This is a genomic window from Blautia sp. NSJ-175 (assembly GCF_022867815.1).
Classification (GTDB): Bacteria; Bacillota; Clostridia; order Lachnospirales; family Lachnospiraceae; genus Blautia; species Blautia celeris.
Genome location: NZ_JALIFQ010000035.1, coordinates 20,543 through 31,439 on the forward strand (window position 1 = coordinate 20,543; position 10,897 = coordinate 31,439).

The following is a 10,897-nucleotide window of genomic DNA, read 5'->3' on the forward strand; positions in this document are numbered from 1 at the left end:
AAATTCGGAGGAATCCTTTATGTCATACTGTGTGAACTGCGGGGTGGAACTTGACAAGACCTGTAAAGTCTGTCCCCTGTGCAATACAAAAGTCATCAATCCAAAACAGCCGCCGGATACTGCCGCGCCCAAACCCTTCCCCTCCTTAGAAGGCCATGCCGAGCAGGTGCCGCGGCGTGATATCACCATTCTCATGACCGTTATACTGGCCACCACTGCGGTGGTCTGCGGTCTGTTAAATTTGTTTTTCTTTCAGTTCGGAAGCTGGTCCCTGTATGTGATCGGGATCTGTGTAGTTCTGTGGATTTTTTTCCTGCCCCTGTTTTTTTCGGCGAAATTAAATCCTTATGTGAGCCTTTTTCTGGACGGTCTGAGCATTGCCATGTATTTCGGCATCATTGCCTGGCTGCATCCGGGCAGAGGATGGTACGTGCAGCTTGCCGTTCCCATAATCGGTATTATCACAGTGCTCTTCCTCATCTTTGCTTTCTGCCTCAGGTACAGGCACCGCTCCATATTGTCCCTGGCTGCAGTGGTTCTGGCGGAGATCGCGGTTCTGACAATCTGTATTGAGCTGCTGATCCAGCACTACTATCAGGAACCCCTGGCCCTGTCCTGGTCTGCTGTAGTGCTAACCTGTTCTGTTATAATTGACGGGGCACTGATCACCATCCTGAGAAGAAGCGGCCTGAGAAATGAGGTCAGAAAAAGGATGCATATCTAAGAGCAATAGAAAAAGCCGCACAGACGATCTTATGATCGAACGTGCGGCTTTTTATGTCCCCGGACTTTTGACTTTTACTTTCTCATTGCCGTATTTTTCCTGTATTCTGAAGGTGAGACCCCACAGGCTGCCTTGAAACACTTCAGGAAATTCTTATCATTCTCAAATCCGGCCATCCGGCCGATATCCTGGACCTTTTCCTCTGTAGTCTCCAGAAGACGTTTCGCCTCCTCAATCCTCAGTTTTTTCAGATAGCTGACAAAATTCACGCCTGTATATTCTTTGAAAGCAATGGAGAACAGGGAATAGTTCATGGAGACGTGATTGGAAACCATAGCCATATTCACATCCTTCCTGAAATTCTCCTCCACAAAGCGCACTGCTGCCCTGATTCTGCTGTGGTTCAGGTTGCTGTCACAGACCCGGTCAAGGCAGCTCCCTGCCTGTCTGACCCAGGATACAAAATCCTCCAGGTATTCCTCTGCGCATCTCCATGCCAGGGGGTGTTCCCTTTGAAAAATATCCTGTTCTTCTTCCGGGAGCAGCTTTTTATAGGTCTCCTCCAGCGCTCTCTGCAGATTCCGGGCAGTGTCTGTCATATCTCTCCCGTCTATCTTCCCATGCTCTGCCTCAAAAAAATAATTCTGAAAGGAAATCAATGCCTGGTCTAAATGTTCTGTCGGAAATTGCTGAACAAAACGTTCCACAAAATCACCGGGGATTTTCCCGCTCTCCTCCCCGCACCGGCAGCGCCGGGAGCTGCCGTACAAAAAGGCCTGTATTCTGGCCTCCATGGCTTCCCTGTAAGCATCTGCAGCCTCCTCAAAGGAGATATGCGGGCCGCTTATCCCCGCGCACATATCCGGCTCCTCCTCATAGACAGCACTGCCGGGGCAGAAGAATATACACTGCCCCTCGTTTTCCATACACAGAGCACCGGTGGGTCTTCCCCCTCCGGTTCTGCCCGCTGCCACCGCGTAATAGGACTCCTGCCCCATATACTGCTCAAATTTCCACTTAAGCGCTGCCAGGTCCTCCTCTGAAACCTGGGGATTTTCCAGATAGTACATCATCTGCCTGGAAAACGCCTGTCTGTCAAATCCCGCGCATTTCTTTTCCTCCATGATCTGCGCGTCCAGCTTCTGCAGCAGCTCCTCTATTTTATCTCTTTTCACAGGTTTCAGGATATAGTCCTGGACACCGTGCTTCAGCATTTCCACCGCGTAATTAAAATCATCATATCCGCTGATGACCACTATTTTGGGCCTGCGGCTTAATTTTTCCGTCTCCTTTACCAGGTCGATCCCATCCATCTTCGGCATGCGGATATCTGTGAACATTACATCTATGTCCCGCTCCTCCAGAAGCTTCATTGCCTCCAGGCCGTTTCTGCACTCAAGGATCTCCTGAATCTCCACCTTGCTGCGCTTTGACATAACAGCGATTCCCTGGCGGATCATTTTTTCATCTTCCACAATCAACAGCGTCTTCATCTCTTTTTTCCTCAATCCCCTTTTCTTTCTCTGTACCGCCAAACGTACCGCTGTCCTCCGGAATGTGAGCCGCCGAATACGGCAGGCGCACGCTCACCTTTGTATAGCACCCCTCCCTGGACGCAAAATGCAGGCCATAGCTTTCCCCGAAACGGATATGGATTCTGTCCTGTACATTTTTAAGCCCGATTCCGTTTCCTGAGCCGCCGCTCACTTCAATCTCCCCACTCACCTTACGTTTCAGCAGCGCGATCTGCTGCTCATCCATTCCCTTTCCGGAATCTGTGATCTCTATATCATAGTCCTTCTCATGACAGACTGCTTTGATATAGATAACAGAGTCCTCTTCCGTCTCCTCAATTCCATGGCAGATGGCATTTTCCACAATGGGCTGCAGGGACATCTTCGGTATCTGCTGCTCATAGATATGATCCGGTATATTGATGGAAAGTCCGATGGTGTAGTCATAACGGAGGTTCATAAGCTGTATATAGTTCTTTATATACTCCACCTCCTGGCGGATCGTCACATCACTGGATGTCCATTTCATACCATACCGGAGCAGTTCGCCCAGTGCTGTCACAGAGTCCGAGATCTCATATTCCTCGTTGATCTCAGCCATCATTTTGACAGCCTCCAGAACATTGTAGATAAAATGCGCATTGATCTGGTTTTGAAGTGCCTTGATCTCTGTGTTCTTGATCAGGACCTCCCTGTTTATGTTCTCCTTCATCAGAATCTGGATGTGGTCCAGCATCTTATTGAACTGGGTGCTCATCTCCCCCATCTCATCACTGCCGGGGTTGGATACACGCTGTGCCAGGTCCCCCTCCTGTACCTTCCGGACCACCAGGAGCATGTGATAGAATTTCCGCAGAAGTACCTTCACAACGCTGTTCACGACCAGCGCCAGACATAGAAAAATAACCAGCAGGATAAGCAGAAGCTGGTTTTTATAAGCTGCAAGCCGATTCATCTGGTCTTTAATGCTGGCAACCCGGATATAGGTCCCTGACAGCTCCTTTACAGGCTGGCTCACCCATATGACGGGTTCCCCCTCAAGGGTAATGTTCTTCATCTCCATCTCCTTTGGGGGCTGCTCTGTCCGGGCGGCCATTCTAGCTGCCGCCTCTTTCCAGGGGCTCTCTGAAGCTGCCCTGTCATCCGCAGCTACCTGTCCGTCCGCAGACACAAAACAAGACCAGACGCGCTCACCGCCCCGGTACATGTCAGGAAAAAATTCATCCATGGAAACCGCTGTCTCAATGGTCCCTATTTTGTTCCCGTAATCATCCTCCGCGTCATTGATCAGCGCCATCAGATGTGTGACGGAATCGTCTGCATAGTCGATCTGCCATTTGCCGGGTTCGTAATCCTCTCCCCAGGGAAAATCATAGACTCTGTCCCCGTGATAGAGGATGGGTATCATCTCCGGAAATGTATTGCTGTCCGCATAGACACGCACCTGATACAGATAGGGGTTGCTGTTCACCAGGCGTTCCAGCAGGGCGATATCATCCCTGTTGAATGCTATGTAATCTTCTGTTCTGATCTCCTCATGGTCTTTTAAGCGCAGCAGCATATCCTTTAATGCCTGGTTTCCCAAAAAGGACTGAGCAGACATATTGGAGAACTCCACAATACTCTGCATGGTTCCATAATCCTCTTTCACCTGATTGCCCAGCTCCGAGGCAGACTGCTGCAAGGTATTCTTGGATATGTTCTGATACAGAAAAATGGAAAAGCCCACCATGGGCATGACAACGATCAGCATGATGGCAAGTGTAAACTTTTGATTCAGTTTCAGATTCGCAAATACATTCCCCACTCTATCCATAGCCTAATCCTCTGAAAATCCCAGTTTTTCCTTGTTCTGTCTGTAAGCCTCCGTCATGTTCTCCGCATAGGTGTCATATCCGTTTTCCGCTCTCAGCTCCAGATAGTCCTGCAGTATCCTGTCAAATTCCTGATCACTGTCCGCAAGAAGCAGTTTTGGCAGGGTATCTCCCCATATTTTCTGCTGCTTTTCCTCCAGCGCAGCCAACACGGCGTCCCCGTTAAAATTTGTACTGTACTGGGATGTATATATCGTATAAGGATAGGTCCACTCCTGAAGCTGGCGGATCACAGGATCTGTCTCATTTTTCCACTTCATCTGCATCACATTATTCTGCATCATCCAGTAGGTATTGTCTGCCCCGTAGCGCTCGTCATAGGCCTGCCTGTCAGAGGACAGCAGTTCTTTTACTTCCGGCCTCACCACAGGCACGCCATCCTTCATATCGTACATACTCCCCTCAACACCCAGGAAAGTCATTTTCTGGCCTTCCTCGCTGATCAGATATTTTAATAACTCCAGTGCTTTCTTTGGATCACTGCAGTTTTTTGGTATATAGGTGGCTGTCCATCCGTAGATCCCGCCCACCGGAAGCTGCGGATCATCCCCTGCCAGATTGCGCGGTCCCTCCACCGCAATATACACACAGTCCGGGTTCGTCTCTCCCAGCTTCCTCTGCTGGTCAATAATATCTGTAGACTGGTAAAGCAGACAGAAATACTGCCCCTTTTCAAATTTTTCTTTTAGCTGCAGCCTTTTGTCCACAAATATCTCGTCCTTTAGATACCCTTCACCGGCAAGCTCCCGGAACGTCTTCAGCCATGCCAGATAATCCGGGTCAGTGTTCCTGTCATAATATATTCCGTCTTTTTCATAAGGTACCGCCAGAAATGACTGCAGATACAGACCAAAAGAAACGTTTCCCCTGTCTGTAAATTCATCCGCACCGATGGGAATCAGAGGTTCCCCGTTTACTTCCGGAAATAATTCCGCCGCTCTTTTTACAGCTTCCGAAAAGCCCTCCGGCGTTGTCATATCCGGTTCTCCCAATGCCTCGTAGATATCCTTTCTCACAAGAAATACCTGATTGGACGGAATCTCTTCGTTCTCCTCATAATCCTGCGGGGTATAGAAAGAGTTGTAATAGGCATACAGATTTCCGTCCGACTGTTTGTACCAATCCAGTACATCCTGATCCAGAACGTCATAAAAGCCCGGGTCATATTGATCCGCAAGCTCATTCAGGGCATATACCTGTCCGTTTTTTATCATTTCACTGTTCTGCGCTGCTGACCATTCAAGAGTGACCAGATCCGGCAGGGTATCAGCGGCGATCATGGCATTTAATTTTTCAGACTCGTCCCCTTTTGGGGAGAGAAAATGGACATTGACCCCTGTAAGATCCGTGACAGCTTTGGAAACCTCACTCTTCCCCCAAGTGGTGGTAAACCAGGAAAAATTAATATACCAGTCCAGATCCGCCGTTTTGCTCTCTGTCTTCTCCTCTTCCCGTCCGGCCGGCATAAGGCCGGTATCCCCGCAGCCGCCCATAAGACCTGCAAGGGCCAGGGAAGCCGCAAGCATGGGCAGATACCTTTTCTTTCTCATTTTATCCGCTCCTTCTCTTTTGACCGGGGCTGCGGCAGAAACCGCAGCCTCCAAATATGAGCAAGCTTTTGTTTATTATATCACAGTTCCTACTCTTTGACACCTCCGGCTGATATACTGCCGATAATGTATTTGGAACAGAATGCGAACACAATGAGAATCGGGATCACGGAAATAGCAACCGCCAGATAAATGGCTCCCTGGTTTGCCGTGATATCCGTGGATGCATTCAGGGATGCGATCATGACAGGAAGCGTAAATTTTTCCGGTGTGTTCAGTAAGATAAGGGGTATCAGGTAACTGTTCCAGCTTCCGATGAAAGCACCGATCGCCATAGTAGCTATGCCGGGTGACATGAGGGGAAGGATAATTTTATGGAAAATATAGATTTCCTTCGCCCCATCCATTCTGGCCGCCTCAATAAGGGCAGGCTGCAGAGCGCCCTCACAATACTGCCTCAGGAAAAACACGGTGCCGGGAGCGGCAATGGCAGGGAGGATGAGCGGCCAGTAGGTATCGATCATATGCATTTTTGTGATCAGGTCGTAAAATCCTATCATACTGAGCTGGCCCGGTATCATCATGAAAATAATGATGACGCCGCTGATGAATTTGTTTCCCTTAAATTTATACATCACAAGCCCGTAAGCTGCCATGGCAGAGAAATAAGAAGATAACAGTGTGGCCGGAACAGATACTATAAGACTGTTTAAGATTCCCTTGAACAGGTCAAAGTATCCGGACACGGTCTCCCAGTTCTGCGCCAGAGCATTGCTTGGGATCAGTGTAAAGGAATGTACGATCTCGGAACCGCTTCTGGTGGCATTTACCATCATGAGCGCAAAAGGCATCAGGCATATAACAGCCAGAAGGATCAGAATGATGTACAATATACTCTTTTTCGCTTTTGCTGCCATATCAGTTCCCTCCCTTTTTCCTGCCGTACATCACTTTAAACTGCAGTGCGGAAAACAGGAATATGATGATAAACAATACATAGGCAATAGCAGATGCATATCCCACCTGATTTGTCTCAAATCCGAATTTGTAGAGATACATAACAACTGTCTGGGTACTGCCGCTTGGATTTCCCGCCGTACCGCCGCTGATAAGGAACGGAAGGTCAAACATCTGCAGTCCGCCGATCAGTGATGTGATTCCCACATACAACATAATAGGCTTTAGTAGCGGCAGTGTAATTCTCGTAAAAGTTTTCATCCTCCCTGCCCCGTCGATGGCCGCTGCTTCAAAATAATCTTTGGAAATACCCTGTACCCCTGCCATCAGCATGATAAAGGAGTTGCCAAACCACATCCACGCGCTGATGACGGAGATCACATAGGGGGCTGTGGCCGTGGAGCCAAGCCAGTTGACCGGGCTGCCCACAGCGCCGGAACCCACAAGGATCTGGTTCAGGGTTCCGTATCTCCAGTCCAGCAGTGTTTTGAAGAGAAATGCAACAGATGTTGCCGCGATCAGATTCGGCAGGTAATATAAGGCTCTGAAAACTGCCAGTCCTCTTATCTTATATTTGATATCACTGAACACAATCGTCAGTGCCAAAGCCAGTCCCAATTGCAGGACAATATTTACGCTCCAGATCTTCGCGGTGTTCCACAGGGATCTCCAGAAAAATTTATCCTGAAGAACACGCAGATAATTCACACCTCCCGTCAGCGCCGCATCCCCGAATCCCTTATAATCGGTAAAGCTCAGATAAAATGTCCGAAGCACCGGATAGACGCTGAAAATGATAAATGCAATCACAAACGGAGCAACAAAGAAATAACCGGTTGACTCAATGTTTCTTTTCTTTTTTCCGGGCACAGCCTTTTCTCCCATTTTTTCCCTCTTTTCTATACACAGAACTGTCTGCACAGTTACACTCAGCGCTGGATTTCAATCTCCGGATATGTGGATGCTACTACATCGTAAAATTCATCCACTGCATCCTCTTTTGACTTTTCTCCTGTCTTGATGGAGTCGATGGCCGCTGCCCATGCATCATTTATCTTCTTGTCGTACTTGGTGACTTTAGAATAGTCAATCCCCTCTGCCTGTTCCAGGAAGAACTGGTATAATTTTTCACCGCCGTATACCGTATTTTCATCCTCTTTATGCTTTTCCAGACATGGAAGATAAGATACCACGTCTCCCTGTGAAGCCTCGATCCACCAGTCCAGTGTCTCTTCCGTCAAGGTACAGAATTTCAGGAAATCCCAGGCCAGCTCTTTCTTTTCACTGAGAGCGCTGATGCCTATGTAGGTACCGCCGCTGAATCCGTAAGCAGGACCTGCGCATACTCCCCATTTTCCGGATAAGTCGCCCACATGGTCTCGCATGGTCACCACACCCCAGGCGGGAAGGCCGTAGGCAAAGATTTCTGTTGTCTTTCCGTTCTCAGCAGCTTCCTCCATCTCGGTCTCATCCCATACGTTTGTTTCTTTGTCGATCACCGGCACAGAACCGCCCATAGCCTGATACCAGGTTGTGGACCACTGGGCAACGTATGCTGTCATATCGTTCTGGTAGAGCTTCACGCAGGAGTCAAGATAGTCCATTCTGGCCTGATCTATCTTCAGCTTTCCGTCCTCCACCCAGGCGCTGTCACCGGAAAAATATGTCATCTCCATGTCAGAGGCAAATATTTTGTAGCCGGCATCCCTGAGTGTCTCCCCTGTTGAGAGAATCGTGTCATAATCCTGGAACAGGTTACCGATTTCCTCCGGGTCATCCGTCCCAAACACTTTCTCTGCAATATCCCTTCTGTAAAAAACACCGCAGGGAGTGATCTGATAGGAGATTGCTCTCTGCACGCCGTCTGCGTCTTTTCCCACATCCCACACATAGTCTACGATCTTATCTGCATAGTCCTGGGCATTGTAAGGCTCCTGATCCAAATCCTCAAAATATCCCGCCTCGTACATATCCTCCAGCATCTGCGGTTCCCCTACAATGATATCCGGAGTGGTCTGTTTTCCGCGCATGGCTGTCTGTATCTTTGTGGGATAATCTGCAGGTGCGATGGTCACTGTTTCTATCTGTACATCCGGGTTCTTTTCACAGTAGCGCTCAGCAAACTGTTTCAGGTCATCCGCCAGTGTCCACACGACCAGCTTTTCAGAAGCATCCTTTTTCCCCGCTGTAGCCGCCGCCTCATTTTTCGTCTCCTCTGTGCTGTCAGATGTACTGCCCTTTGCACTTCCCCCGTTTCCTGAACCACATGCCGTCATGGAAACCGCCATCAGACCGGCCAGTGTAAATGCCGCTGCTCTTTTCATTCTCATACTTTTCATTCCTCCTGTTTTTTATTCTGCACGCTTTATGGTGCTGCTTCCTTTTGAGATGGCTTTATTATATCTCCGGCCTTTTCCTCACATAATGGCCCAAATTTTAATCTGGTGTCATTTTTTTAGAAACGCCTGATTTTCTGAGCATAACGACTGTTTCCATGGTGAAATTTTGTTGAATTTTAAGAGATTATCTGCTTTACTTAAAGGCTGCCTTTCCTTATAATGAAAAAAGATTCTCTACAATATTACGATGAAAAGGAACGCTTACTCATTATGAAATCTTACCCCTTAAGAAACAGAATCCGAAACCATGTTCTGGTACAGACCTTCCTCCAGCTGAAAGGGAACCCTAAATGGTCTATCTGCACAGAGCCTCTTTGGTTCATCCCTTATTCCCTCTTTTCCCCGTATCAGGCACTTTATATGCGGAAGATCGGGCTTTCCAGCCTGGAGATCGGGACTACCCTCTCACTTGGTTTTCTGCTGCAGGTTTTTTTTGCATTTATCGGAGGCGCCCTGACTGACAAAATGGGGCGGCGCAGGGCAACTGTGATCTTTGACACCATCTCCTGGAGTATCCCCTGTTTTATATGGGCCTTCTCCCAGAATTTCTGGCATTTTCTGATTGCGGCTGCCATCAATGCCTCCTTTCAGATCACCAATACTTCCTGGAACTGCCTGTTTATTGAGGACTGTCCCCCGGAGCATATTACCAATGCATTTACCCTGATACAGATATGCGGTATGCTCTCTGTATTCTTCGCACCACTTTCCATCTGGCTGCTGAAAATATATGATCTGGTACCTGTATTTCGCGTGATCTTCTTCCTGTCAGGAATATCCATGACAGCCAAATTTGTTCTTCTTTACAAATTCGGAGGTGAAACCAAGATTGGCCGGCAGCGAATGGAAGAGACTAAGAATATGTCCTATTTTTCCATGCTGACCGGATATAAGGAAATCTTCATGCAGATCCTGCGCTCATCCAGGATGCGCCTTGTGGTCTACATTATGACTTTAACCAATATACTTCTGATTGCGACTACTAACTTTTTTTCACTCTACATAACAGAGAGCCTGCATATTTCAGAAGAACTGGTGGCTGTATTTCCGCTCATAAGGACTGTGATCATGATCCTCTTCGTGGTGTTCCTGCAGAATCTGTTTCACCGGCTCAGGATCAGAAACTCCATGATCATCGGATTTTTTATCTACATAGCCAGCCATATACTCCTGATTCTCTGTCCGCAGAAAAATCTCCTGCTGGTTATGCTGTACACAATCCTGGAATCCTCCGCTTACGCTATTGTCATTCCCAGGAAAGACGCGCTTATGGCACTGTTCGTAGATGAAAAGGAACGTTCCAGAATATATGCACTTTATAACATGCTGATGATTGCCCTTTCCGTTCCCTTCGGCAGCCTGATCGGATGGTTCTATGACCTGAATCCGGCCTATCCCTTCTATTTCAATATCTGTATTTTCCTTTTAGGGCTGGCGCTTCTGTCCTTCTCCAAAGATCTGAAGCGGGAAAAACATTGATCTGATTTATGAGCAGACAAAAAAATCCACAGTACACTTGTAATACTGGTGTACTGTGGATTTTTTCGTATTCTGCCCTTTGCTGCCGGATATATTTCTGTTCATTATTTCTGTAAAATAAAAAATCCTATAAACATCAAATCATGTTTATAGGATATCATGTACATATCTTTTATATACCTTCAAAACCGCATATACAAAACTCAAAAACCTTTTTCTTACCCGCCGTTTGCACTTCCGTGCTCAGGTCAAGCCCTCGACCGATTAGTAGCAGTCAGCTACATACATTGCTGCACTTCCACCTCTGCCCTATCTACCTCGTCGTCTTCAAGGGGTCTTACTTCTTTAAAGAATGGGATATCTCATCTTGAGGGGGGCTTCACGCTTAGATGCCTTCAGC

Annotated in this window: 8 protein-coding genes and 1 rRNA gene; 2 read left to right on the forward strand and 7 right to left on the reverse strand. The window is 47.8% G+C overall.

The window, feature by feature from the left end:
* Window positions 1-19 precede the first annotated feature (19 nt).
* The gene (locus MUB35_RS28600) at window positions 20-724 is read left to right on the forward strand and encodes a DUF6320 domain-containing protein (protein WP_033143235.1); all 705 of its coding nucleotides are present in this window, start codon (window positions 20-22) and stop codon (window positions 722-724) included.
* Window positions 725-798: 74 nt separating this feature from the next.
* On the opposite strand, the gene MUB35_RS28605 is transcribed toward MUB35_RS28600, so the two are convergent.
* The 6 genes from MUB35_RS28605 to MUB35_RS28630 all read right to left on the reverse strand — a co-directional run bounded on the left by MUB35_RS28605 (window position 799) and on the right by MUB35_RS28630 (window position 8,949).
* On the reverse strand, window positions 799-2,217 hold the full coding sequence (locus MUB35_RS28605) for a response regulator (RefSeq protein ID WP_244807268.1): 1,419 nt from the start codon (window positions 2,215-2,217) through the stop codon (window positions 799-801).
* On the reverse strand, window positions 2,189-4,054 hold the full coding sequence (locus MUB35_RS28610) for a sensor histidine kinase (RefSeq protein ID WP_148393139.1): 1,866 nt from the start codon (window positions 4,052-4,054) through the stop codon (window positions 2,189-2,191). The genes MUB35_RS28605 and MUB35_RS28610 overlap by 29 nt, the downstream gene beginning before the upstream one ends.
* A gap of 3 nt (window positions 4,055-4,057) precedes the next feature.
* Window positions 4,058-5,662, reverse strand: coding sequence for an extracellular solute-binding protein (locus MUB35_RS28615; protein ID WP_103732639.1), 1,605 nt, complete (start codon window positions 5,660-5,662; stop codon window positions 4,058-4,060).
* A gap of 89 nt (window positions 5,663-5,751) precedes the next feature.
* Complete coding sequence (locus MUB35_RS28620; protein ID WP_033143728.1) at window positions 5,752-6,579, reverse strand: carbohydrate ABC transporter permease; 828 nt, start codon at window positions 6,577-6,579, stop codon at window positions 5,752-5,754.
* A gap of 1 nt (window position 6,580) precedes the next feature.
* Entirely contained in the window at window positions 6,581-7,504 is a 924-nt protein-coding gene (locus MUB35_RS28625) for a carbohydrate ABC transporter permease (protein WP_033143729.1), read from the reverse strand.
* Window positions 7,505-7,548: 44 nt separating this feature from the next.
* Entirely contained in the window at window positions 7,549-8,949 is a 1,401-nt protein-coding gene (locus MUB35_RS28630) for an ABC transporter substrate-binding protein (RefSeq protein ID WP_227245231.1), read from the reverse strand.
* Between the two features lie 279 nt (window positions 8,950-9,228).
* On the opposite strand from MUB35_RS28630, the gene MUB35_RS28635 reads away from it, so the two are divergent.
* Window positions 9,229-10,497 (forward strand): MFS transporter, encoded by a 1,269-nt coding sequence (locus MUB35_RS28635; RefSeq protein WP_033143731.1) that lies wholly within the window; start codon window positions 9,229-9,231, stop codon window positions 10,495-10,497.
* A gap of 244 nt (window positions 10,498-10,741) precedes the next feature.
* On the opposite strand, the gene MUB35_RS28640 is transcribed toward MUB35_RS28635, so the two are convergent.
* Window positions 10,742-10,897 (reverse strand): 23S ribosomal RNA (locus tag MUB35_RS28640); the annotation flags it as partial.

Excerpts from the sequence above, each read along its gene's own strand:
- MUB35_RS28600 (WP_033143235.1), top strand. The coding sequence starts at position 20 with ATGTCATACTGTGTGAACTGCGGGGTGGAACTTGACAAGACCTGTAAA.
- MUB35_RS28605 (WP_244807268.1), bottom strand. The coding sequence starts at position 2,217 with ATGAAGACGCTGTTGATTGTGGAAGATGAAAAAATGATCCGCCAGGGA.
- MUB35_RS28610 (WP_148393139.1), bottom strand. The coding sequence starts at position 4,054 with ATGGATAGAGTGGGGAATGTATTTGCGAATCTGAAACTGAATCAAAAG.
- MUB35_RS28615 (WP_103732639.1), bottom strand. The coding sequence starts at position 5,662 with ATGAGAAAGAAAAGGTATCTGCCCATGCTTGCGGCTTCCCTGGCCCTT.
- MUB35_RS28620 (WP_033143728.1), bottom strand. The coding sequence starts at position 6,579 with ATGGCAGCAAAAGCGAAAAAGAGTATATTGTACATCATTCTGATCCTT.
- MUB35_RS28625 (WP_033143729.1), bottom strand. The coding sequence starts at position 7,504 with ATGGGAGAAAAGGCTGTGCCCGGAAAAAAGAAAAGAAACATTGAGTCA.
- MUB35_RS28630 (WP_227245231.1), bottom strand. The coding sequence starts at position 8,949 with ATGAGAATGAAAAGAGCAGCGGCATTTACACTGGCCGGTCTGATGGCG.
- MUB35_RS28635 (WP_033143731.1), top strand. The coding sequence starts at position 9,229 with ATGAAATCTTACCCCTTAAGAAACAGAATCCGAAACCATGTTCTGGTA.